General features: G+C 54.0%; 22 protein-coding genes and 5 tRNA genes. 18 read left to right on the plus strand and 9 right to left on the minus strand.

The features are described from left to right. Nucleotides 1-52 precede the first annotated feature (52 nt). The 3 genes from IB214_RS04925 (at nt 53) to hypF (ending at nt 4133) form a co-directional block, all read left to right on the plus strand. The gene (locus IB214_RS04925) at nt 53-1066 is read left to right on the plus strand and encodes a LacI family DNA-binding transcriptional regulator (protein WP_115257631.1); all 1014 of its coding nucleotides are present in this window, start codon (nt 53-55) and stop codon (nt 1064-1066) included. A 144-nt stretch (nt 1067-1210) separates the two neighbouring features. After that, complete coding sequence (hydN, locus tag IB214_RS04930) at nt 1211-1756, plus strand: electron transport protein HydN (RefSeq protein ID WP_096759340.1); 546 nt, start codon at nt 1211-1213, stop codon at nt 1754-1756. 142 nt (nt 1757-1898) lie between these two features. Continuing rightward, a complete protein-coding gene (gene hypF / locus IB214_RS04935) occupies nt 1899-4133 on the plus strand; it encodes a carbamoyltransferase HypF (protein WP_117343184.1) in 2235 nt (744 codons plus the stop codon). A gap of 117 nt (nt 4134-4250) precedes the next feature. Here hypF and norW read toward each other — a convergent pair whose 3' ends face one another. Next, nucleotides 4251-5384, minus strand: coding sequence for an NADH:flavorubredoxin reductase NorW (norW, locus tag IB214_RS04940; protein ID WP_096755975.1), 1134 nt, complete (start codon nt 5382-5384; stop codon nt 4251-4253). Further along, nucleotides 5381-6829 carry an anaerobic nitric oxide reductase flavorubredoxin gene (gene norV, locus IB214_RS04945; protein ID WP_096755976.1) on the minus strand — a complete coding sequence of 483 codons (1449 nt, stop codon included), beginning with the start codon at nt 6827-6829 and terminating at the stop codon, nt 5381-5383. The genes norW and norV overlap by 4 nt, the downstream gene beginning before the upstream one ends. Nucleotides 6830-7020: 191 nt before the next feature. On the opposite strand from norV, the gene norR reads away from it, so the two are divergent. After that, nucleotides 7021-8544 carry a nitric oxide reductase transcriptional regulator NorR gene (gene norR, locus IB214_RS04950; protein ID WP_117343185.1) on the plus strand — a complete coding sequence of 508 codons (1524 nt, stop codon included), beginning with the start codon at nt 7021-7023 and terminating at the stop codon, nt 8542-8544. Here norR and gutQ read toward each other — a convergent pair. From gutQ to srlA, 7 genes are all read right to left on the minus strand, one after another. Next, the gene (gene gutQ / locus IB214_RS04955) at nt 8541-9506 is read right to left on the minus strand and encodes an arabinose-5-phosphate isomerase GutQ (RefSeq protein ID WP_096755978.1); all 966 of its coding nucleotides are present in this window, start codon (nt 9504-9506) and stop codon (nt 8541-8543) included. The two genes, norR and gutQ, sit on opposite strands and share 4 nt — an antisense overlap. Beyond that, nucleotides 9499-10272 (minus strand): DNA-binding transcriptional repressor, encoded by a 774-nt coding sequence (locus IB214_RS04960; RefSeq protein ID WP_117343186.1) that lies wholly within the window; start codon nt 10270-10272, stop codon nt 9499-9501. The genes gutQ and IB214_RS04960 overlap by 8 nt, the downstream gene beginning before the upstream one ends. 206 nt (nt 10273-10478) lie before the next feature. Then, nucleotides 10479-10838 (minus strand): transcriptional regulator GutM, encoded by a 360-nt coding sequence (gutM, locus tag IB214_RS04965; RefSeq protein ID WP_115257635.1) that lies wholly within the window; start codon nt 10836-10838, stop codon nt 10479-10481. A gap of 58 nt (nt 10839-10896) precedes the next feature. Next, nucleotides 10897-11676, minus strand: coding sequence for a sorbitol-6-phosphate dehydrogenase (gene srlD, locus IB214_RS04970; RefSeq protein WP_115257636.1), 780 nt, complete (start codon nt 11674-11676; stop codon nt 10897-10899). Nucleotides 11677-11693: 17 nt separating this feature from the next. Beyond that, entirely contained in the window at nt 11694-12056 is a 363-nt protein-coding gene (gene srlB / locus IB214_RS04975; protein WP_117343187.1) for a PTS glucitol/sorbitol transporter subunit IIA, read from the minus strand. A 13-nt stretch (nt 12057-12069) separates the two neighbouring features. Further along, nucleotides 12070-13041: a PTS glucitol/sorbitol transporter subunit IIB gene (locus IB214_RS04980; RefSeq protein WP_117343188.1), complete on the minus strand. Its 972-nt coding sequence runs from the start codon at nt 13039-13041 to the stop codon at nt 12070-12072. Beyond that, nucleotides 13038-13601 (minus strand): PTS glucitol/sorbitol transporter subunit IIC, encoded by a 564-nt coding sequence (srlA, locus tag IB214_RS04985; RefSeq protein ID WP_096755984.1) that lies wholly within the window; start codon nt 13599-13601, stop codon nt 13038-13040. Before srlA ends, IB214_RS04980 begins: the two co-directional genes overlap by 4 nt. A gap of 262 nt (nt 13602-13863) precedes the next feature. On the opposite strand from srlA, the gene mltB reads away from it, so the two are divergent. The 14 genes from mltB to gshA all read left to right on the plus strand — a co-directional run bounded on the left by mltB (nt 13864) and on the right by gshA (nt 24390). Then, nucleotides 13864-14943 (plus strand): lytic murein transglycosylase B, encoded by a 1080-nt coding sequence (mltB, locus tag IB214_RS04990; protein ID WP_117343189.1) that lies wholly within the window; start codon nt 13864-13866, stop codon nt 14941-14943. 193 nt (nt 14944-15136) lie between these two features. After that, nucleotides 15137-15634, plus strand: coding sequence for a nicotinamide-nucleotide amidase (gene pncC / locus IB214_RS04995; protein ID WP_096755986.1), 498 nt, complete (start codon nt 15137-15139; stop codon nt 15632-15634). Between the two features lie 92 nt (nt 15635-15726). Beyond that, nucleotides 15727-16791: a recombinase RecA gene (gene recA / locus IB214_RS05000; protein WP_115257638.1), complete on the plus strand. Its 1065-nt coding sequence runs from the start codon at nt 15727-15729 to the stop codon at nt 16789-16791. 68 nt (nt 16792-16859) lie between these two features. Further along, nucleotides 16860-17360, plus strand: coding sequence for a recombination regulator RecX (recX, locus tag IB214_RS05005; protein ID WP_115257639.1), 501 nt, complete (start codon nt 16860-16862; stop codon nt 17358-17360). Between the two features lie 128 nt (nt 17361-17488). Beyond that, nucleotides 17489-20116, plus strand: coding sequence for an alanine--tRNA ligase (alaS, locus tag IB214_RS05010; RefSeq protein WP_115257640.1), 2628 nt, complete (start codon nt 17489-17491; stop codon nt 20114-20116). A gap of 238 nt (nt 20117-20354) precedes the next feature. Beyond that, nucleotides 20355-20540: a carbon storage regulator CsrA gene (gene csrA / locus IB214_RS05015; protein ID WP_000906486.1), complete on the plus strand. Its 186-nt coding sequence runs from the start codon at nt 20355-20357 to the stop codon at nt 20538-20540. Between the two features lie 379 nt (nt 20541-20919). After that, nucleotides 20920-21012, plus strand: a tRNA-Ser gene (locus tag IB214_RS05020). Between the two features lie 3 nt (nt 21013-21015). Continuing rightward, nucleotides 21016-21092 (plus strand) — tRNA-Arg (locus tag IB214_RS05025). A 91-nt stretch (nt 21093-21183) separates the two neighbouring features. Continuing rightward, a tRNA-Arg gene (locus IB214_RS05030) sits at nt 21184-21260 on the plus strand. Nucleotides 21261-21301: 41 nt separating this feature from the next. Next, nucleotides 21302-21378: transfer RNA gene (locus IB214_RS05035), tRNA-Arg, on the plus strand. A gap of 41 nt (nt 21379-21419) precedes the next feature. Then, nucleotides 21420-21496: transfer RNA gene (locus IB214_RS05040), tRNA-Arg, on the plus strand. A 268-nt stretch (nt 21497-21764) separates the two neighbouring features. Continuing rightward, a complete protein-coding gene (gene yqaB / locus IB214_RS05045; RefSeq protein ID WP_096755991.1) occupies nt 21765-22331 on the plus strand; it encodes a fructose-1-phosphate/6-phosphogluconate phosphatase in 567 nt (188 codons plus the stop codon). Further along, on the plus strand, nt 22328-22756 hold the full coding sequence (locus IB214_RS05050) for a YqaA family protein (RefSeq protein WP_115257642.1): 429 nt from the start codon (nt 22328-22330) through the stop codon (nt 22754-22756). Before yqaB ends, IB214_RS05050 begins: the two co-directional genes overlap by 4 nt. Before the next feature lie 77 nt (nt 22757-22833). Further along, nucleotides 22834-24390: a glutamate--cysteine ligase gene (gshA, locus tag IB214_RS05055; protein WP_115257643.1), complete on the plus strand. Its 1557-nt coding sequence runs from the start codon at nt 22834-22836 to the stop codon at nt 24388-24390. The last annotated feature ends 135 nt before the right edge of the window (nt 24391-24525 follow it).

Below are 24525 nucleotides of genomic sequence, written 5' to 3' on the forward strand. Positions count from 1 at the left end.
GGTGAAACGGTGCAGTACACTGCGTCACATTGCGTGAAAAGGGATGAGTAAGATGACCACGATGTTGGAAGTGGCGAAGCGTGCTGGCGTGTCGAAAGCTACGGTTTCCCGGGTGCTTTCGGGGAACGGCTACGTCAGCCAGGAGACCAAAGACCGCGTGTTCCAGGCTATTGAAGAGAGTGGCTATCGTCCCAATTTGCTGGCGCGCAGCCTGGCGGCGAAGAGCACGCAGACGCTGGGTCTGGTAGTGACCAACACCCTGTATCACGGCGTTTATTTTAGCGAGTTGCTATTTCACACTGCGCGTATGGCGGAGGATAAAGGACGCCAGCTTCTGCTTGCCGACGGTAAACATAGTGCCGAGGAAGAGCGTCAGGCGATTCAATATCTGCTCGACCTGCGCTGTGATGCTGTCATGATCTATCCGCGTTTTCTCAGTGTGGATGACATCGATGAGATTATCGATGCACACGCCCAGCCCATTATGGTGCTTAACCGACGCCTGCGTAAAAACACCAGCCACTGCGTCTGGTGCGATCAAAAACAGACCAGCTTTAATGCCGTCACGCAGTTGATTCGCGCCGGGCATACCGAGATTGCTTTTATCAGCGGCTCAATGGATTCGCCCACCGGCGTGGAGCGACTTTCCGGTTACAAAGACGCGCTGGCGCAGCACGGCATTCCGTTGAATAATGATTTGATTGTGAAGGGTAAATGGACGCCAGCCTGTGGCGCTGAAGGCGTTAAAACCTTACTTTTACGCAAGGTTAATTTCACCGCGCTGGTGGCCAGCAATGATGATATGGCGATTGGCGCGATGAAGCAGTTGGACGAGCAGGGCATTAATGTTCCCGCGCAGGTGTCAGTGATTGGTTTCGATGATATAGCCCTTGCGCCGTACACCATTCCGGCGCTTGCCAGCGTCAAAATCCCGGTCACGGAGATGGTCCAGGAAACCATAGGACGCCTGATCTTTATGTTGGACGGCGGAGCCTTTACGCCAGCGAAAAACTTTACCGGCGAGCTTATCCCTCGCGCCTCTCTTGCCCCGACACTTTCACGCTGATGCTGTCATTTGTCATCGTCACTAGTGACGATGACAGGCATTTTTGCAGCGAAGTAAAATAAAAATCCTTTAATAACAGTGCATTAAATTCTGGCACGATTTATGAATGCTTCGGCAGATAATCTGTCATTGCTGGAGAATTTGATGAACCGTTTCATCATTGCAGACGCCAATAAATGCATTGGTTGCCGTACCTGTGAAGTGGCCTGCGTGGTATCCCATCAGGATAACCAGGACTGCGCATCGCTGACCCCTGAAACCTTTTTACCGCGCATTCACGTGATCAAAGGCGTTAACGTCTCTACCGCGACGCTGTGCCGTCAGTGTGAAGATGCGCCGTGTGCCAACGTCTGCCCAAACGGTGCAATTAGCCGCGATAAAGGCTTTGTCCACGTGATGCAGGAACGCTGCATTGGCTGTAAAACCTGCGTGGTCGCTTGTCCTTATGGCGCAATGGAAGTGGTTGTCCGTCCGGTTATTCGTAACAGCGGCGCGGGTCTGAACGTGCGTGCTGAAAAAGCCGAAGCCAACAAATGCGACCTGTGCCACCATCGCGAAGCCGGTCCTGCCTGTATGGAAGTCTGCCCGACGCATGCGCTGATTTATGTCGATCGCAATAAACTGGAGCAGCTGAGCGCGGAAAAACGCCGTCGTGCGGCACTGGACTCCACCGCATCTTTGCTGTTCTGATTGTCCAAAATCCGCGTAAAATACCTGCGCTAATAGCGCTACGCTTATCAGGCCTACAGAGCAATAACACGTAGGCCGGATAAGGCGAAGCCGCCATCCGGCAAAGGGATATTTCAGGGATACACGATCGCGGGAATTCAACATGACACTAAGCAACCACTCCGGTGTAGAGCTGCGCATTCGCGGTAAGGTACAGGGCGTTGGGTTCCGACCCTTTGTCTGGCAACTGGCGCAGCGGCTACAGCTGCATGGCGACGTCTGTAACGACGGCGACGGGGTGGTGGTGCGTTTGCTCGAAGACGCAGCGCAATTTATTGCCGAACTGCATCAGCATTGCCCGCCGCTGGCGCGGATTGATAGCGTCGAGAGTGCGCCGTTTGTCTGGCAACAACGACCTGCAGATTTCTCCATCCGCCAAAGCGCTGGCGGAACGATGAATACGCAGATCGTACCGGACGCCGCAACTTGCCCTGAATGTCTTGCTGAAATGAACACCCCCGGTGAACGCCGTTATCGTTACCCTTTTATCAACTGTACCCACTGCGGCCCGCGCTTCACCATTATTCGCGCAATGCCGTATGACCGTCCGTTTACCGTCATGGCTTCATTCCCGTTGTGCCCACAATGCGATGCTGAATATCGCGATCCGTATGATCGTCGTTTTCATGCCCAGCCTGTCGCCTGCCCAGCGTGTGGCCCGCATCTGGCGTGGATAAGCGCAGACGAGCGAGCGGAAAAAGAACCGGCGTTACAGGCGGCGGTTACGCGGTTGAAAGCCGGTGGCATTGTGGCGGTTAAAGGCATTGGTGGATTTCATCTGGTCTGTGATGCGCGCAACGACGCTGCTGTGGCGCTACTCCGTCGGCGTAAACATCGCCCGGCTAAACCGCTGGCGGTAATGCTGCCGGGGGATGACGGACTGCCAGAAGCGGCACGGCGTTTGCTGACTACGCCCGCTGCCCCCATCGTGTTGGTCAATAAACAGTATGTGGTTTCACTGTGCGAAGGGATTGCGCCAGGACTTACCGAGGTCGGCGTCATGCTGCCTGCCAACCCGTTACAGCACTTGCTGTTGCAGGAGATGAAGGGGCCGCTGGTGATGACCTCCGGCAACCTTAGCGGCAGGCCGCCAGCCATTACTAATGCGCAGGCGCTGGACGATTTGCACGACATTGCCGACGGCTTTTTGCTGCATAACCGCGAGATTGTGCAGCGCATGGATGACTCCGTGGTGCGCGAAAGCGGGGAGATGCTGCGTCGCTCCCGAGGCTACGTGCCAGATGCCGTGGCGCTGCCGCCAGGTTTTCGCGACGTGCCGCCGATGCTGTGCTTAGGCGCTGATCTGAAAAATACGTTCTGTCTGATCCGGGGGGAACAGGCGGTGATTAGTCAGCATCTGGGCGATCTGAGCGATGACGGCATTCAGCATCAGTGGCGCGATGCGCTGCATCTGATCCAGAATATTTATGATTTTACCCCGCAGCGTATTGTCTGCGACGCGCATCCTGGCTACGTTTCCAGCCAGTGGGCCCGTGAGATGACGTTGCCAATTGAAACGGTGCTGCACCATCATGCGCATGCTGCGGCCTGCCTGGCTGAGCACGGCTGGCCGTTGAACGGTGGCGATGTCATTGCCCTGACGCTGGACGGTATCGGCATGGGCGAAAACGGAGCGCTGTGGGGCGGCGAGTGCCTGCGGGTGAATTATCGCGAATGCGAATACCTGGGTGGCTTGCCCGCGGTGGCGCTGGTGGGGGGCGATCTGGCGGCAAAACAGCCGTGGCGCAATCTGCTGGCGCAGTGTCTGCGCTTTGTGCCTGACTGGCAGCGTTATCCGGAAACAGCGTTTGTGCAGCAGCAAAACTGGAGCGTACTGGCTCGTGCCATCGAGCGTGGGATCAACGCGCCGTTGGCATCATCGTGTGGACGCTTGTTTGATGCCGTTGCCGCCGCACTGCAGTGCGCACCACAATCCCTGAGCTATGAAGGCGAGGCCGCCTGTGCGCTGGAGGCGTTAGCGTCACAATGTGCAGGCGTTGAACACCCGGTCACCATACCGCTTAACAACAACCAGTTGGATTTGGTGGTTTTCTGGCAGCAGTGGCTGAACTGGCAGGCGACTCCCCCTGAACGCGCCTGGGCTTTCCACGATGCGCTGGCGCGTGGGTTTGCCACGCTGATGCGCCAACAGGCACAGTTACGCGGTATTACGACGCTGGTATTTAGCGGGGGCGTGATGCATAACCGTTTGCTGTCAGCCCGTCTGGCGTTTTATCTGCATGACTTTACGTTACTGTTCCCGCAGCGTTTACCGGCTGGGGATGGAGGATTGTCGCTGGGGCAGGGCGTGATTGCCGCGGCGCGGGCATTGCCGTAGAAATAAAAAAAGCCCCGGGACTGGCGGGGCAAGAAAAGCAAGTCGGGGCATACCGACAAGTGGCAACGCACATCCGTGTGCGTGAGGTTAATAAAACAAGCAATGGCACAACATTGTTTACACGGGCAGTGTTTTCAGCAGCGCGAAGGCCTCCTTCATACGATCTTCGCTCACCACGAAGGCACACAGTTGGCCTTCGCTGTTCATTCCTCTGGCGACCATACCTTCTGCTTCAGCCGCAATATGCCAGTTCAGATCGCGACGCTGGGTTTCCCCTGCCAGGTGTAATGGCAGCTCCGGCGTTTTGATTTTTACCAGCATGGCTGGCAGCTTCAGCGGAGCATTGCCGCCGAGCAGGTTTTTCGCCAGATACATCGCGCTGAGCTGAATCGGCTGCAGGAACGGCAGGACCTGACCATTAATTTCTGCGCAGTCACCGAGGGCGTAAATATCCGGGTGGCTGGTTTGCAGATAGCTGTCAACGCAAACGCCGCGATTGATGGTTAACCCGGCGCGACGCGCCAGCGCGGTTTCTGCACGCAGACCGGTTGCGGCAATCACCGCATCAACGTCTACACTGCGGTTACGATCGAGCGTGGCGCGAATACCGGTGCTGGTTTTCTCCAGACTCTGCAACTGTGATTTCAGCAGCAGGTGTACGCCCATATCGGTCAGACGATGCTGTAAACGGCTGCTGACTTCTGGCGGCATTAACGAGGCCAGAATGCTGGCGGCGTTATCGATAAGCGTCACCGCTTTACCGGCACGGCAGAAATCCATCGCCAGCTCGCTGCCAATCAAACCACCGCCAACAATCAGGACTCGCTGAGCGTCGCGCAGTTGCGTTTCACAGGCGCGATACTCCTGCTGGCTGTTCAGTGTGAGCATTAACTCACGTCCGGTCACCGGCGGTACAAAGGCTGATGCCCCCGTAGCCAGCACCAGCTTGTCATACTGCCACTGCTTGTCCTGGCTTTTCACTACGTGAGCATCGGCATCGATGTCGGTCACCCAGGTGTGCGGGAACAGGCGCAAATTAAACTGTTCGGCAAACTCCCCCGCCGACTGGCGGGTGAGGTCGTCGGCACGCTGTGCCTGGCTGATAACATGGCTGAGATCGGGCTTGTTGTACTCATCGATGCTGTCAGCGGCAATCAGGGTCAGCGGGACAGTCGCATCCTGCTTACGGATATTTTTGACTAACTGGCGGGCGGCGAAGCCCGAACCAATAATGACAATTCCGCGGCTCATTTTGCCTCCGTAGCCAGTACGTCGAAGACGTCTTTGCCTAATGAACATTCCGGGCACAGGAAGTTTTCCGGCACGTCGCTCCACGGTGTACCCGGTGCGACATCCTGCAGCGGCTCGCCTTTCTCTGGATCGTAGATCCACTGGCAAACGCTGCACTGCATGCAAGGTCCAAGGTCAGCGGCCGCGGCGGCGGCACAGGCGCACTCTTCCTCTTTGGTTGCGGCTTTGACGCTGGTTTCCGGCAGTGGCGCGAGCGCCCACTGACGTGCAATTTCACGACCGTGCTGACGGCACAGTTCCAGCGCATCCAGATCCGGGCGCCATTTGGCTTTCAGGCTCAGGGACATTTCAAAACCGGCATCCTGCAGACGCGTGGACAGACGGTCTACCGCACCGCCGCTCCAGCCGTGTGAGCCGAAGGCGCTGGCGCGTTTATTGCGAAAACGCAGGCCGGTCATCTCTTCGACCAGACCGGCGATCTTCGGCATCATCACGTTGTTCATCGTGGAGGTGCCGACCAGCACGCCTTTAGAGCGGAAGACGTTCGTCAGGACTTCGTTTTTATCGCTGCGGGCGACGTTAAAGATTTTCACTGCCACGTTCGGGTCAACTTCGTTGATGCCCTGGGCAATGGCGTCGGCCATCATACGGGTGTTGTTGGACATGGTGTCGTAGAAAATGGTGATGCGGTCTTCCTGATAATCCGCCGCCCATTTCAGGTACATCTCAACGATCTGCGTTGGGTTGTCGCGCCATACCACACCGTGAGAGGTGGCAATCATGTCAACCGGCAGATTGAAGCCGAGGATTTCAGTGATTTTTGGCGTAACCAGGCGGCTGAACGGTGTCAGGATGTTGGCGTAGTAGCGCTGGCACTGTTCGAACAGTTCAGTCTGATCTACTTCGTCGTTGAACAGACGTTCGTCACAGTAGTGCTGACCAAAAGCATCGTTACTGAACAGCACGGCGTCACCGGTCATGTAAGTCATCATGCTGTCCGGCCAGTGCAGCATCGGGGTTTCAACGAAGATCAGCTGTTTGCCGTTACCGATATCCAGTGAGTCACCGGTTTTTACCACGTTGAAGTTCCATTCCGGGTGATGGTGGTGGCCGGTGATGGAGTCAATAGCGTTAGCGGTGCAGTAAATCGGCGTGTCCGGGATGCAGGACATCAGCTCGGTCAGCGCACCGGCGTGGTCTTCTTCTGCATGGTTAATGATGATGTAGTCAATATCTGCCAGGTCAATTTCATTGCGCAGATTCTGCACGAATTCACGGCTAAACTTGTGGTCTACTGTATCGATCAGGACATTTTTTTCTTCACGGATAAGATAGCTGTTGTAGCTGCTACCGCGCAGCGTTTTGTATTCGGTCCCGTGGAAATCACGAACTTCCCAGTCACGTTGGCCAACCCAATGAATGTTATTTTTAACCAGAATAGACATAGCAACCTCAGTAATTAATTTAGCGTGTTTCTAAAAAAGATGTTTTGCTTATTGCAGGTTGCGTGCCAACTTTTTATTTAATTGATTTATAACAGTTTAATGTTTTACCTCTCTAAATGAGCTGTCAAAATGACTATGCTTTTTGTTGTCAATATGACAATATGCATTGTCAAAATGACAATGAGGTAGCCATGAGTTTTTCCGTTGATGTGCTGGCGGGTATCGCCATTGAATTACAAAGCGGTATTGGGCATCAGGATCGTTTTCAACGCCTGATCACGACGCTGCGTCAGGTGCTGGAGTGTGATGCGTCGGCGCTGCTGCGCTATGAATCACGACAGTTTATTCCGCTGGCGATCGACGGGCTGGCGCAGGATGTTCTCGGCAGACGTTTTACGCTGGAGGGGCATCCGCGTCTGGAAGCGATTGCCCGCGCCGGGGACGTGGTGCGTTTTCCAGCCGACAGCGATTTGCCCGATCCGTACGATGGGCTGATCCCCGGCCAGGAAAGCCTGAAGGTCCATGCCTGCATTGGGCTGCCGCTGTTTGCCGGACAAAATTTGATTGGCGCGCTGACGCTGGATGGTATGGAGCCAGATCAGTTCGATGTCTTCAGCGATGAAGAGCTTAGGTTGATTGCTGCACTGGCGGCGGGGGCGCTGAGCAATGCGCTGCTGATTGAACAGCTGGAAAGCCAGAATATGCTGCCGGGTTCGTCCACCGCTTTCGAACAGGTGACGGAAACGCAGATGATTGGCCTGTCGCCTAATATGATGCAGCTGAAAAAAGAGATTGAGATTGTGGCAGGCTCCGATCTTAACGTCTTAATCAGCGGCGAAACGGGAACCGGGAAAGAGCTGGTGGCGAAAGCAATTCATGAAGGCTCGCCGCGTGCGGTGAATCCGCTGGTGTATCTTAACTGTGCCGCGTTGCCAGAAAGCGTCGCGGAAAGCGAACTGTTTGGCCATGTGAAAGGCGCCTTTACCGGGGCCATCAGCAACCGTAGCGGCAAGTTTGAAATGGCGGACAACGGCACGCTGTTCCTGGACGAGATTGGCGAACTGTCACTGGCGTTGCAGGCCAAGCTGCTGCGCGTGTTGCAGTACGGTGATATTCAGCGAGTGGGTGACGATCGCAGCCTGCGGGTGGATGTTCGCGTGCTGGCGGCCACCAACCGTGATTTACGCGAAGAGGTGCTGGCCGGGAATTTCCGTGCCGACCTGTTCCACCGCCTGAGCGTCTTTCCCCTTTCGGTACCGCCGCTGCGTGAGCGCGGTGAAGATGTGGTTTTGCTGGCGGGTTATTTTTGCGAACAGTGCCGGCTGCGGCTGGGACTTTCCCGTGTGGTGCTAAGCCCTGGTGCGCGTCGCCATCTGCTGAGCTACGGTTGGCCGGGTAACGTGCGTGAGCTGGAACATGCTATTCATCGTGCGGTGGTGCTGGCCAGGGCAACAAGGGCAGGGGATGAAGTGGTGCTGGAGCCGCAGCACTTTGCCTTACAGGAAGAGGCGCATACGCCGCAGGCTGAAGCCGACGTCATGGCGGAGATCCCGCTGAATCACAATCTGCGCGAAGCCACGGAGTCTTTTCAGCGGGAGATGATCCGCCGGGCGCTGGCGCAGAATAACCATAGCTGGGCGGCAAGCGCGCGGGCGCTGGAAACCGACGTCGCCAACCTGCATCGGCTGGCGAAGCGTCTGGGACTGAAGGATTAGAGAATGCCCGCCTGATAAAAATCCTGCAGGTTAATTGCGCCGGTGAGTTTGCCGTTTTCATCCACCACCGGTGCGGCAGTGATTTTGCGCTTCATCAGAACCTCTTTGGCGTCAATCGCGCGGCTTTGTGCCTGCAGCGTGACGCCATTCGGGGTCATCGCTTCGCGTACTTCCGTGCTGAGTGCGCCGCCACCAACCAGCCAGCGACGCAGGTCACCGTCGGTAAAGACACCTTTCACCAGAGACTGCTCGTCGCAGACCGCCACCAGACCCAGACCGGTGCGGCTCAGTTCCAGCATGGCGTCCATAACGCTGGTAGTAAGCGTCACCTGCGGTACGGCGTCGTCGCGGCGCATCAGGTGGTGCACCTTGTTTAACAGACGAGCGCCCAGTGCTCCGGCTGGATGAGAACGCGCAAAATCCTCTTCGTTAAAACCGCGCGCTTGCATGACGGCAATTGCCAGCGCATCGCCCATCATCAGTGTGTTGACGGTGCTGGAGGTGGGTGCCAGACGCATCGGACAGGCTTCACGTTCAACCGAAATATCCAGTACGGCTTTGGCGGCCAGACCTAATGGCGAGGTGGGTTTTCCGGTCATCGCCAGCAGCGCGACGGATTTGTCTTCCAGACGCGGAATGATGAGATCCAACTCTTTCGCGCCGCCAGAGTAGGAGATGAAGAGCATAACATCGCGGCTTTCAATCATGCCTAAGTCGCCGTGCAGTGCTTCCGCTGGATGCACGAAGAATGCCGGGGTGCCGGTGCTGGCGAGGGTCGCGGCGATTTTTTTGCCAATATGGCCAGATTTACCAATTCCGGAGACAATCACTTTGCCTTCGCAGTGGATGATAGTATTGGCGGCACGAACAAAGTCATCGCCGAGGCGTTCTGGCAGTCGGCTGGCTTCCTGGAGTTCCAGCATTAACGTCTGACGGCCCGCGTTCAGTAGTGCATCACTCATTGGTTTCTCCGGTTATGATCACTTCTATCCCTTTTGCTTCCAGCGCCTGACGAAATACAGGGTCGATGCCCGCATCAGTAATCAGCTTGTCGACGCTTTCCAGACTGCATACCACATTGGGGCTTTTGCGCCCGAATTTCGACGAGTCCGCCATCAGAATTACTTCGCGAGCGGCATTGCACATCGCCTTGCTGACGGTATAGACCTCATTAAAAGTGGTCACACCCGCATTCAGATCGATGCCGTCGGTCCCCATGAAGAGTTTATCAAAGCTGAACTGCTCGAAGGCATTTTCTGCCAGCTGTCCGTGAAATGACGCCGATTTTTTGCGAAATGTCCCGCCGGGCATCAGGATAGTTTGCTCGTTGTCCAGTTCCGAAAGGGCGTTAACAATGTGCAGGCTGTTGGTCATCACGGTGATGTTACTAAAGCGGGTGAGCATCGGCACCATCTGCAAAACGGTGCTGCCTGCGTCGAGAATGATTGAGTCGCCGTCGTGAATAAAACGCACGGCGGCTTCGGCAATTTGCGCTTTTTTATGCGTGTTGATTAGCGTTTTGTGATCGATGGGCGGGTCAGATTCGTCTTTGTTTAATACTACGCCGCCATAGGTGCGAATGACGGTGCCGGCATTTTCCAGAGTGACCAGGTCTTTGCGAATGGTCGTGCCGGTTGTGTCAAAGTAGTGGGCCAGTTCTTCAACCGAGCATTTTCCCTGCTTTTGCAGGTGCTCCAGTATGGCAGCCTGACGCTGACGAGGTTTCATAGGCGTGATTACCCTGACTTATGTATATACCCGTCATACTTCAAGCTGCATGTGCGTAGGCTTTATTCGGCCTTACGGCCTCACCCCTTCGGGGCCAGCGCAAGCGCTGTTCAAAACAGCCGAGGCGTTTTGTCCTGCAACTCGAATTATTTAGGGTGTAGGTTGCAAAATGATAATTTCGCAAGCTAATAGCATTCATAACGAAATTATCCATGTTTCAGTTTAAGCGCCAATGATAGTGCATTTTGGGAGAGAGGATCATGGGGAAAGATCACATCAGGCTGTAATTCATCAAGATGTTTGCCCATTATCGGGGCAATTTTGCCTGGTCTGGCGAATACGGTAAGACCTTTCATAAATAACGTATCAGTTACCCGCTGTTGCTCATCCAGAGCGATAGCAACCACAACGCGCGGTTTAAAACGTCCGCCGGAACGCCCGACGCCGACCCGACCCTGCTGACAAAGCTTGTCGAACGCGCGATTAAAGCGGGATATTTGCCAGCCGCCCAGCGCTAGCTGTAGGCACCAGGCGATGGCGGCGACGGTAATCAGTGCGGAAACCATGTTATTGCTCCTTGATTATATGCCGGATAAGCGTAGCGCCACCCGGCAATCATACCTCTTAGAACATCACCTGACCGCCGGTGACGTTAATCGATTGTCCGGTGCAGTAAGACGCTTTCGGGCTGGCGTAAAACAGCAACATGTTCAGCACGTCCTGATAATCGCAGCCGCGCTTGAGTGGGACCTTATCCACATAGTACTGCTCCACTTCATCCGGTTTGAGGCCAAGCTTGGTGGCATACTGTGGTAACAACGACTGGAACATCGGTGATTTCAACAGATTACCGAGCATCAAGGAATGCACGGTAATCCCGTATTCCGCGAGATCCAACGCCAGTGACTGGGTTAAGCCCACGCCGCCGAATTTTGCTGCGCTGTAACCTGAGTTGTGTTTGCTGCCCACTTTGCCGGATTTTGAGTTGATCTGGATAATGCGCCCCTGCACGCCGTCGCGGATCATCAGGCGTGAGAATTCACGTGCACAGAGGAAATAACCGACCAGATTCACCTGCAGCGAGCGGTCGAAATCTCCAAGCTCAAAGTCGCTGATAAACGCCGCTTTGGCGATACCGGCACTGTAAACCAGCAGGTCGGCGCGACCGAATATCTCATCTACCCCACGTGATAGCGCCAGCACGCTTTGTTCGCTGGTGGCGTCGGCACCAAAGCCGTAAGCGGTACCCTCACCAAACTCGGCATTAATTTCCTGCGCCACGTTTGCGGCTTTATCGCTTTGAATATCGACCACCGCAACGCGGTATCCCTCTGTCGCAAGCCCACGGCAAAGGAATGCCCCCAGGGTCTGGCCTCCACCAATGACAACGGCAACTTGATTCATTTTTCTCTCCTTTACGCTTAAGCAACAAACTTCAAAATACAGCCCGGCGCGATGGCGTCCGGTACCGGCCCCGCAACGTGTACGGTGCCAGGAAATTCCGCTTCACTCTGTCCGTCGAAGCGCAGGGTGATATGCCCCAGTTCACGCAAGTTCATTTCTGCCACACTACCCACGGCGGTGACCGGGTAGCGATGCTGGCCCAGCTCAAACTGAATACCCGCCTGCAGAATGCCATTTAGCTCGCCGTGGCAGTGGATGAAACAAAACTCTTCGATATCCGCAGGCGCGCCTTCGCGAAAGGTAATCAGCATCTGGTCACAGAGTGCATCCGGTGCGCTCTGGCCAATGCGGGTGATGGTGGTTTGATAGATCACGGTCATCTTTGAGCGCCTCTTATTGATAAATAAAGCCGGAAACAAACCAGGCGATGAGAACGGTAGGCGCGCCAGTCAGGAAGCGGCTTACCAGTACGGACGGCACGCCGACGCGCACGGTGTCCTGACGGGCTTCTGCCAGTGATAATCCCACAGGGATGAAGTCACAGGCGGCCTGGGCGTTGATCGCGAATAGCGCAGGCAGCGCCAGATGTGGAGGGATGTTGCCCAGACCAATCTGCACACCAATCAATACGCCGATAACCTGAGCGATCACCGCGCCTGGGCCGAGGAACGGCGACAGCAGCGGGAAGGAACAGATTAATGCCAGCGTCACGAGCCCCAGCGGATGGCTGGCCAGCGGCGCCAGTCCGTGGGCGATCCAGTCACCCAGACCGGAGGCCATGATGATGCCGATCAACGCCGAGACGAATGCCATAAACGGCAGAATGGTTTTCAGTACGGTATCAATCGTGTCTCGCCCGGACTGGAACAATACCGCCACGGCGGAACCCATGCCCATGCCGACTTTCGCCAGCAGGCCATCGCTCTGTTCAGTGATCTTTTTACTGGTGTCGTAGTCGCGACCCGCCGTGGTGCCTGCCGGTGGTGGCGTCGCGGCGGCTTCACCGACTGCGGTAATGTTGTCTTCTTTGACGCCGGAGACATAAATATCTTCGGTAATGTACTGCGCCAGTGGGCCGGACTTCCCGGTGGAATGAATGTTAATTGTCGGAATCCGGCGTTTCGGGTAAATACCGCAGCGTAGCGTGCCGCCGCAGTCGATGATGGCTGCGCCGATTTCGTCTTCTGCAGGCTCGCCCTCTTTAAAGCCATCAATAGCCTGCCAACCGGTTAATTGCGCCAGCTTGTCGACAATCGCCGGGCGTGTTCCTGCGGTGATATAGACAATTTTCTTACCGGGGGTTGCGTCCAGTTCAAGCGGGCCACCCCAGCCACCGGTACCTCTTTCAATACGAATACGCCTCATGATGTCGCTCCCGCCAGATGGACTTTCTGCTCAAGTTGAATGCCCATTTTCTTTTCGAAGATGGAGGTGGTGAGGTCGGTCACCCAGCCGCGGAAGAAGTTTGTCACCAGGCCAACCAGCAGATAGCTCACCGCGAGTGGACCGAGCGGCAGGCCAAGCGTGGTCAGGCCGCTGGCGATCCCCAGATAGACAAACAGTTCGCCGGGATTGATGTGTGGAAACAGCCCGTTCATTGAGTGGCAGCTATAAGAGGCTGCCGCGTAGTAACTGGGTTTGTACTTCTCGGGCATAAACCGGCCCAGACTCAACGTCATCGGATTACAAAAAACAAAGGTGCCGATGCACGGCAGCAGTAGATAGCGAGACAGCGGGTTTCCGGCACAGCGTTGAGCAAAACGTTCAATTCGCTGCTGGCCAATAAAGTTAATGAGCGCGTTCATGATGACCAGCAGGCTAATTAACAGTGGAAGAATCCCGGTGACCATGCTGGTGAACACTTCTCCGCCTTTCTGAAACAGCCCGATGAACCACTCTGCGCCCAGGGTGATGGTGTCGATCATTATTCTCTCCTGTAGGGGGTTGGGAATTTGCTAGAACGTGGCTTATTTTAATCACAATGAAAGATTTTAAAGTGTTATTTTGATCGCAAAATGAAAGATAAATATTTTATTGTGAAAGTTATTGCGTGAGGGATCGCAAATGGGGTGGTAAACGGTGAAAGGGGCGGTAAATTCTGCGAAGGAGCGCGACTACCGCTTCCTTGTGTGGCGGTGGATGCTTTACCATACTTCTCTCTGGCTGAATCTGTTTAATGGATGTCTCATGTTCAAGCGTCGTTATGTAGCATTACTTCCCCTTTGTGTGTTGCTTGCTGCCTGTAGTAGCAAACCAAAACCTTCAGAGACTCAAACGACAACGGGTACGCCTTATGGCGGCTTCCTGCTTGAGCCGCAACACAACGTCATGCTGTCGGGCGGCGACTTCGCCAATAATCCGAATGCGCAACAGTTCATCGATAAAATGGTGAGCAAGCACGGCTTTGACCGTCAGCAGTTGCAGGAGATCCTGTCGCAGGCCAAACGTCTGGACTATGTTCTGCGCTTGATGGACCGTCAGGCACCGACAACACAGCCGCCAGCCGGGCCTAACGGCGCATGGCTGCGCTATCGCAAGCAGTTCATCACGCCAGATAACGTGCAAAATGGCGTGGCGTTCTGGAACCAGCATGAAGATGCGTTGAAGCGCGCATGGCAGGTCTACGGCGTACCACCGGAAATTATTGTTGGCATTATCGGTGTCGAAACCCGCTGGGGCCGCGTGATGGGTAAAACGCGTATTCTGGATGCGCTGGCGACGCTGTCGTTTAACTATCCGCGTCGGGCGGAATACTTCTCCGGTGAGCTGGAAACCTTCCTGCTGATGGCTCGAGATGAAAGCGATGACCCGCTGGACCTGAAAGGCTCCTTTGCCGGTGCAATGGGCTACGGGCAGTTCATGCCGTCCTCTTACAAAGAATATGCGGTTGATTTCAATGGCGATGGGCACATCAACCTGTGGGATCCGGAGGATGCCATCGGCAGTGTGGCAAACTACTTTAAAGGTCACGGTTGGGTGAAAGGCGATACGGTGGCGGTGCCGGCAAATGGCCAGGCGCCAGGGCTGGCAAACGGGTTTAAAACCCAGTACGGCATTTCTCAGCTTGCGGCTGCAGGTCTGACGCCACAGCAGTCGTTGGGTAACCATCAGCAGGCCAGCCTGCTGCGTCTGGATATTGGCACTGGTTACCAATACTGGTACGGGCTGCCGAACTTCTACACCATTACCCGCTACAACCACAGCACGCATTACGCGATGGCCGTCTGGCAATTAGGTCAGGCTGTAGCGCTGGCGCGCGTACAGTAATCCTCCGCTACCGGCCTCCACGAGGTGTCCTCCTGTAGGCCGGATAAGAGGCGTTAGCATCGCCATCCGGCAGATCCTCTTGACGCGACGGATCTATTTCCGGAATCCCCCTCGTAAATTACTCTCCTCATCCCCACATTTGTTTTGAAAGTGCTATCTTGTCCGGCATATTTTTTAACTGACAGAGGCTGAAATGACCGACAGTGAACTGATGCAGTTAAGTGAACAGGTAGGGCTGGCATTGAAAGCGCGCGGCGCGACGATGACCACCGCAGAGTCCTGTACCGGCGGTTGGGTAGCGAAAGTCATTACGGATATCGCCGGCAGTTCCGCCTGGTTTGAGCGCGGATTTGTGACCTACAGTAACGAAGCCAAGTCGCAGATGATTGGTGTGCGAGAAGCGACGCTGGCACAGCATGGCGCGGTGAGTGAACCGGTGGTTGTTGAAATGGCCATTGGCGCGCTAAAAGCGGCCCGTGCTGATTTCGCCGTTTCTATAAGCGGAGTTGCCGGGCCGGATGGAGGCAGTGAAGACAAGCCGGTTGGGACCGTCTGGTTTGCCTTTGCCAGCGTAAGCGGCGAGGGGATCACGCGCCGGGAATGCTTCAGCGGCGACCGCGATGCGGTGCGTAGACAGGCGACCGCCTATGCGTTACAGACTCTGTGGCAACAATTTCTACAAAATACTTGATACTGTATGAGCATACAGTATAATTGCGTCAACAGAACATCATCTTTCACGATTCTTGGTTCAACCCGAGAGTGGCATGACAGGAGTAATTAATGGCTATCGACGAAAACAAACAGAAAGCGTTGGCGGCAGCGCTGGGCCAGATCGAAAAGCAATTCGGTAAAGGCTCCATCATGCGCCTGGGTGAAGACCGTTCCATGGACGTGGAAACCATCTCCACCGGTTCGCTTTCTCTGGATATCGCATTGGGTGCAGGCGGTTTGCCGATGGGGCGTATCGTCGAAATCTACGGGCCAGAATCCTCCGGTAAAACAACCCTGACGCTGCAGGTGATTGCTGCCGCACAGCGTGAAGGTAAAACCTGTGCGTTCATCGATGCAGAACACGCGCTTGACCCTGTTTATGCCCGTAAGCTTGGTGTTGATATCGACAACCTGCTGTGCTCTCAGCCAGATACCGGTGAACAAGCGCTGGAAATCTGTGACGCACTGGCGCGTTCCGGTGCCGTAGACGTTATCGTTGTTGACTCCGTTGCCGCGCTGACGCCGAAGGCGGAAATCGAAGGCGAGATCGGTGACTCTCACATGGGCCTCGCGGCACGTATGATGAGCCAGGCAATGCGTAAACTGGCGGGTAACCTGAAACAGTCCAATACGCTGCTGATTTTCATCAACCAGATCCGTATGAAGATTGGCGTCATGTTCGGTAACCCGGAAACCACGACCGGTGGTAACGCACTGAAATTCTACGCCTCTGTTCGTCTGGACATCCGTCGTATTGGCGCGGTGAAAGAGGGCGATAACGTAGTCGGTAGTGAAACCCGCGTTAAGGTCGTGAAAAACAAAATTGCTGCGCCGTTTAAACAGGCCGAATTCCAGATCCTTTACGGTGAAGGCATCAACTTCTACGGTGAACTGGTTGACCTGGGCGTGAAAGAGAAGCTGATTGAAAAAGCCGGCGCATGGTACAGCTACAACGGTGAAAAAATTGGTCAGGGTAAAGCGAACGCAACCAACTGGCTGAAAGAAAACCCGACTACCGCAAAAGAAATTGAGAAAAAAGTTCGCGAGTTACTGCTCAATAACCAGGATTCAAAACCGGACTTCTCCGTTGATGACAGCAGTGAAGGCGTAAAAGAAACGAACGAAGATTTCTGATAATCTGATTTTATCGTATAAAAAGGGCTGCATATGATGCGGCCCTTTTCCATTTCTGAAGGTGCACTATGACAGATTCAACGTCTCGCCGATCCGCGTATTCTCGACTGCTTGACCGCGCTGTGCGCATACTTGCCATGCGCGATCACAGTGAGCAGGAACTGCGACGGAAACTGGCAGCCCCGGTTATGGGAAAAAATGGACCGGAAGAAATTGATGCTACGCCAGAGGATTACGATAAGGTTATTGCCTGGTGTATAGAAAGCCGCTACCTGGATGACGACCGTTTCGTTCAGCAATTTATCGCCAGTCGTAGCCGTAAAGGCTATGGCCCCGCACGTGTGCGCCAGGAGTTGGGACAGAAAGGTATTTCCCGCGAAGCCATCGAACGCGCGATGCGTGAATGTGAGATTGAGTGGGCGCAGTTGGCGCGAGATCAAGCCATCAGAAAATACGGTGAGCCTTTGCCGGTGGATTTTGCAGAAAAGGTGAAGGTCCAGCGTTTTTTGCTCTATCGCGGCTATCTGATGGAAGATATTCAGACAATATGGCGAAATTTTGACGATTGAGCGCATACGGGATTTTACTTCCCCGTGAAGAAAACTTATCTTATTCCCACTTTTCGATTGCCAGCGGCGCTGTTTACGTGCCTGTGCTGGTGATGACATTTCGTTAGCTTGATTTCTTCAGGATAATTATGAGCAAGAGCACTGCTGAGATCCGTCAGGCGTTTCTCGATTTTTTCCACAGTAAAGGACATCAGGTAGTTGCCAGCAGCTCCCTGGTTCCAAACAATGACCCTACTTTGTTGTTTACCAACGCCGGGATGAACCAGTTCAAGGATGTTTTCCTTGGTCTCGACAAGCGTAATTATTCCCGCGCAACCACTTCGCAGCGTTGCGTACGTGCGGGCGGTAAACACAATGATCTGGAAAACGTCGGCTACACTGCACGTCACCATACTTTCTTCGAAATGCTGGGTAACTTCAGCTTCGGCGATTACTTCAAACACGACGCCATCCAGTATGCTTGGGAACTGCTGACCGGTGAAAACTGGTTTGCCCTGCCGAAAGAGCGTCTGTGGGTAACCGTTTACGAAACTGACGATGAAGCCTTTGAAATCTGGGAGAAAGAAGTCGGTATTCCGCGCGAACGTATCATCCGTATTGGTGATAACAAAGGTGCGGCCTATGCCTCCGACAACTTCTGGCAGATGGGTGACACCGGTCCTTGCGGTCCGTGCACCGAAATTTTCTACGATCACGGCGACCACATTTGGGGTGGCCCTCCGGGAAGCGCAGAAGAAGATGGCGATCGCTACATTGAGATCTGGAACATCGTCTTCATGCAGTTTAACCGTCAGGCTGACGGTACAATGGAACCGCTGCCGAAGCCGTCCGTAGATACCGGTATGGGTCTGGAGCGTATTGCAGCTGTGCTGCAACACGTTAACTCCAACTACGATATTGACCTGTTCCGCGCGCTGATTGAATCCGTGGCGAAAGTCACCGGTGCTACCGATCTGAGCAACAAATCGCTGCGCGTGATTGCCGACCATATCCGTTCCTGCGCGTTCCTGATTGCCGATGGTGTTGTGCCGTCGAATGAAAACCGCGGCTATGTGCTGCGTCGTATCATTCGTCGTGCGGTGCGTCATGGCAACATGCTGGGCGCGAAAGACACCTTCTTCTACAAGCTGGTGGGGCCGCTGGTCGAGGTGATGGGTTCTGCGGGTGAAGAACTGAAGCGTCAGCAGGCACTGGTTGAGCAGGTTCTGAAAACTGAAGAAGAGCAGTTTGCCCGCACGCTGGAGCGTGGTCTGGCTCTGCTGGATGAAGAACTGGCAAAACTGTCCGGCGATACGCTGGATGGCGAAACCGCCTTCCGCCTGTACGATACCTACGGCTTCCCGGTTGACCTGACGGCAGACGTTTGCCGTGAGCGCAACATCAAGGTTGACGAAGCGGGCTTTGAAGCCGCAATGGAAGAACAGCGTCGTCGCGCGCGTGAAGCCAGCGGTTTTGGTGCCGACTACAATGCGATGATTCGCGTTGAGGGTACCTCTGAATTTAAAGGCTACGAGCATCTGGAACTGAACGGTAAAGTTACCGCGCTGTTTGTAGATGGTAAAGCGGTAGACGCAATTAACGCAGGCCAGGAAGCTGTTGTCGTCCTTGACCAGACGCCGTTCTATGCGGAATCAGGTGGTCAGGTTGGCGATAAAGGCGAACTGAAAGGTGCGGGCTTTGCGTTTGCGGTTAGCGATACGCAAAAATATGGCCAGGCAATTGGTCACATCGGCAAACTGTCTGCGGGTTCTCTGAAAGTGGGCGATGCCGTGCAGGCTGACGTCGATGAAGCGCGTCGTGCGCGTATTCGTTTGAACCACTCCGCAACGCACCTGATGCATGCGGCGCTGCGCCAGGTTCTGGGCACGCACGTGGCACAGAAAGGCTCACTGGTTAACGATAAAATTCTGCGTTTCGACTTCTCTCATACCGAAGCGATGAAACCAGCTGAAATTCGTGCTGTTGAAGATCTGGTGAATGCGCAAATTCGTCGCAACCTGCCGATTGAAACTAACATCATGGATCTCGACGCGGCGAAAGCCAAAGGCGCAATGGCGCTGTTTGGCGAGAAATATGATGACCACGTGCGCGTACTGAGCATGGGGGATTTCTCTACCGAACTGTGTGGTGGTACTCACGCTAGCCGTACCGGTGATATCGGCCTGTTCCGCATCGTGTCTGAGTCCGGTACTGCAGCGGGTGTGCGTCGTATCGAAGCTGTAACCGGCGAAGGTGCTATCAATACCGTGCGTGCTGAGAGCGACCGCTTAAGCGAGATAGCGCATCTGCTGAAAGGTGATAGCCAGAATATCGGTGACAAAGTGCGTTCCGTACTGGAGCGTACGCGTCAGCTCGAGAAAGAATTGCAGCAATTGAAGGAACAGGCCGCCGCGCAGGAGAGTGCAAATCTTTCCAGTAAAGCGGTTGATATCAACGGCGTGAAGCTGCTGGTCAGCGAACTGACCGACGTTGAACCTAAAATGTTGCGTACCATGGTTGATGATCTGAAAAATCAGCTGGGGTCTACCGTTATCGTACTGGCAACGGTAGTTGAAGGTAAGGTTTCTCTGATTGCGGGCGTGTCTAAGGATGTGACTGACCGTGTGAAAGCAGGGGAACTGATTGGTATGGTCGCTCAGCAGGTAGGCGGTAAGGGTGGTGGTCGTCCGGACATGGCGCAAGCCGGTGGTACGGATGCCGCAGCTCTGCCTACAGCGTTAGCCAGTGTGAAAGGCTGGGTCAGCGCAAAACTGTAATAATTATAAGCGTAATCCAACGCTGCGGAGGTCAATCTGCAGCGTTTGCATCAACGCTATCGACAACGATAAAGTCAGGTTGAAGTTGTGTATATCGGCTAAACTTAGGTTTAACAGAATGTGATGCCGTGACTGCTTACACTTAGGTGTTTGTCATCGCTTACTTTTTGGCGTTATATGATGGATAATGCCGGGATACAGAGAGACCCGACTCTTTTAATCTTTCAAGGAGCAAAGAATGCTGATTCTGACTCGTCGAGTTGGTGAAACCCTCATGATTGGCGATGAGGTCACCGTGACAGTTTTAGGGGTGAAGGGCAACCAGGTACGCATCGGCGTAAACGCCCCGAAAGAAGTTTCTGTCCATCGGGAAGAGATCTACCAGCGTATCCAGGCTGAAAAATCCCAGCAGTCCAGTTACTAAGGTTTTCGCGTCTCACCTTTCTGGTGAGGCGCAACCTGATTTAGCGCCTCTCTTTTCCTGTTTCTGTTACTTTTCCTTTTCGCTTTACCTCCTGACACCCATCTTGTTCTTCTGATTTCACGCTGTTTTCACTGCTGCACTGCACTTTTTGCCTTTTCCTCAATTTTTCTGTTTGCCCGCCCCCCCGAGAAAACGCCAATTTATCTGTTGATAAAACACTCTTTTTGCCGTTTTTGCAGACTAATTGCGCGTGAAATGTGCAAACGATAAAAGCACTGGAAAAATTGTTTGACTTATAAGTACCAGAAAGTAATATGTGCGCCACGCAGCGACGATGAGCAGAAACAAGTTCTTCGAAGCACTCGCAAGAGGCGTTGTTGGTGAGGTGGCCGAGAGGCTGAAGGCGCTCCCCTGCTAAGGGAGTATGCGGTCAAAAGCTGCATCCGGGGTTCGAATCCCCGCCTCACCGCCATTTGCATCCGTAGCTCAGCTGGATAGAGTACTCGGCTACGAACCGAGCGGTCGGAGGTTCGAATCCTCCCGGATGCACCATATTTTCTGTTTCTTCAGCAATGAAAGAATGGATAATCGATACGGCCTTAGCAGCGGTATCAAAAATCTGCACTAAAGTAGTTTCCCTGATGCATCCGTAGCTCAGCTGGATAGAGTACTCGGCTACGAACCGAGCGGTCGGAGGTTCGAATCCTCCCGGATGCACCATATTCTCCGCAGTATTAATTGTAAATCAATAGTTCCCTGATGCATCCGTAGCTCAGCTGGATAGAGTACTCGGCTACGAACCGAGCGGTCGGAGGTTCGAATCCTCCCGGATGCACCATCTTCTCCGAAGTATTAGTTGTAAATCAATAGTTCCCTGATGCATCCGTAGCTCAGCTGGATAGAGTACTCGGCTACGAACCGAGCGGTCGGAGGTTCGAATCCTCCCGGATGCACCATCTTCTCCGAAATAACAGCTAAACCGTTATTTCATGGTCTGCGAGACAGTCGCAAGCACCAGGGAGGATAACGTTGCTTCAGCAACGGCCCGTAGGGTGAACGCCAGTGAGTAATCCTCCCGGATGCACCATCTTCTCCGAAATAATCCCCAGCACCATCTCTCTTTTTCTGAATCAAACTTCTAAAACAATCCTCAATTCGCTGTCAGCGACAAAATCAATCAATTACGATAAAGTAACGTCTGGTCATTCGGCTTGTGAGAAGACGATGTACGAACGTTATGCGGGTTTGATTTTTGATATGGATGGCACCATTCTCGATACCGAGCCAACGCACCGTAAAGCGTGGCATGAGGTGTTAGGGCGTCATGGGCTCCGTTTTGACGAGCAGGCCATGGTCGCACTCAACGGTTCCCCAACTTGGCGTATTGCACAGTCAGTCATTGAACTGAATCATGCCGATCTCGATCCCCATGCGCTGGCGCGTGAAAAAACCGACAGCGTTAAAAGCATGCTGTTGGATAGCGTTCAGCCATTGCCGCTTATTGATGTTGTTAAAGCCTGGCATGGTCGTCGGCCTATGTCGGTCGGTACCGGGAGCGAAAGTGCCATTGCAGAGGCGCTGCTCGCGCATTTAGGGCTACGTCACTATTTTGATGCCGTCGTCGCAGCTGACCACGTACAACGCCATAAACCCGCACCTGACACGTTTTTACTGTGTGCCGAGCGTATGGGCGTTGTCCCGACTCAATGCGTGGTATTTGAAGACGCTGACTTCGGCCTGCAAGCTGCACGTGCGGCCGGTATGGATGCCGTGGATGTCCGGTTATTGTGAGTGATGGACTGTCACTCCTGTCACTGTTTGCCAGCAGTTTCCTCAGCGCCACGCTGTTACCTGGAAATTCTGAAGTTGTTTTAGTGGCTCTGCTGGTTTCCGGGGTGAGTCATCCCTGGGTCTTAGTCTTAACAGCAACAATGGGTAATAGCCTTGGAGGGTTAACTAACGTTATCCTTGGGCGTTTCTTCCCGTTACGTAAAACGTCACGATGGCAAGAGAAAGCGATGGGGTGGCTGCAGCGCTATGGCGCTGTCACACTATTATTAAGCTGGATGCCGGTTGTGGGGGATTTGCTGTGCCTGCTAGCGGGATGGATGCGCATCTCGTGGGGGCCAGTACTCTTTTTTTTATGCCTTGGCAAAGCGTTGCGTTATGTTGTGGTCGCAGCGGTTACGACGCAGGGCATTATGTGGTGGCACTAATTGTGTTGTGGAAATGCCTGTAGGGTAACCAATACTATGATGCTAATTAAAACGATTTTGACAGGCGGGAGGTCAATTTGATCCCGGACGTATCACAGGCACTGGCCTGGCTGGAAAAAAATCCTCAGGCGTTACAGGGGATTCAACGTGGTCTGGAGCGCGAAACGCTGCGTGTTAATGCTGATGGCTCATTGGCGACGACAGGCCACCCGGATGTGTTAGGCTCAGCGCTGACGCATAAATGGATAACAACGGATTTTGCCGAAGCGCTGCTGGAGTTTATTACTCCTCCGGGCGACGACATCCAGAAAATGCTCACGTTTATGCGTGATCTGCATCGCTATACCGCCAGAAATCTGGGCGACGAGCGTATGTGGCCACTGAGCATGCCTTGCTATATCGCTGAAGGTCAGGATATTGAACTGGCGCAGTACGGTACCTCGAATATTGGTCGTCTGAAAACGCTCTACCGTGAAGGTCTCAAAAACCGTTATGGCGCGCTGATGCAAACGATTTCCGGCGTTCACTATAATTTCTCGCTGCCGATGGCATTCTGGCAGGCGAAATGTGGCGTAACGGATGATGAAGATGCCAAAGAGAAAGTGTCTGCTGGCTACTTCCGCCTGATCCGCAACTATTATCGTTTTGGTTGGGTGATCCCGTACTTGTTTGGCGCATCTCCGGCGATTTGTTCTTCTTTCCTGCAAGGAAAGCCGACAACTCTACCGTTTGAAAAAACGGACTGTGGTATGTATTACCTGCCGTACGCGACATCGCTGCGCCTGAGCGATTTGGGTTATACCAATAAGTCGCAAAGCAATCTCGGTATTACGTTTAACGATTTGCATGAATACGTGGCAGGATTGAAGCGCGCGATTAAAACCCCTTCAGAGGAGTACGCGGCGATCGGTCTTGAGAAAGACGGTAAACGTCTGCAAATTAACAGCAACGTTCTGCAGATTGAAAATGAACTGTATGCGCCTATTCGCCCGAAACGGGTAACCCGTAGCGGCGAATCGCCGTCAGATGCGCTGCTTCGCGGCGGCATTGAATACATTGAAGTGCGTTCGCTGGATATTAACCCCTTCTCACCCATCGGCGTAGATGAGCAGCAGGTACGTTTCCTCGATCTGTTTATGGTGTGGTGTGTCCTGGCGGACGCTCCGGAAATGAGCAGCGATGAACTGCTCTGCACGCGTACCAACTGGAATCGTGTGATTCTGGAAGGACGTAAGCCGGGCCTGACGCTAGGCATTGGCTGTGAAACCGCCCAGTTCCCGCTGCCGAAAGTGGGTAAAGATCTGTTCCGTGACCTGAAGCGCGTGGCGCAAACGCTGGACAGCATCCATGGAGGAGAGGAGTATCAAAAAGTCTGTGACGAACTGGTTGCCTGCTTTGATAATCCTGAACTGACATTCTCCGCGCGGATCCTGCGGTCAATGATTGATACGGGCATTGGCGGCACGGGCAAAGCGTTGGGCGAGGCTTATCGCAATCTGCTGCGTGAAGAGCCGTTAGAGATCGTGCAGGAAGAGGCGTTTATTGCTGAAACAGCGGCTTCAAAGCGTCGTCAGCAGGAGATTGAAGCGGCGGATACTGAGCCGTTTGCCGCGTGGCTGGAAACGCACGCTTGATACAAAAGAAAAAGGCCACTCGGGAGTGGCCAAAATTTCATCTCTGAAACCAGGGATGATGATAACAAATGCGCGTCTTTCATATACTCAGACTCGCTCCGGAACAAAGAGTTCAGATTATTTTTAAAAATTTTA

Source organism: Citrobacter sp. C1 (assembly GCF_014596895.2).
Classification (GTDB): domain Bacteria; phylum Pseudomonadota; class Gammaproteobacteria; order Enterobacterales; family Enterobacteriaceae; genus Citrobacter; species Citrobacter gillenii.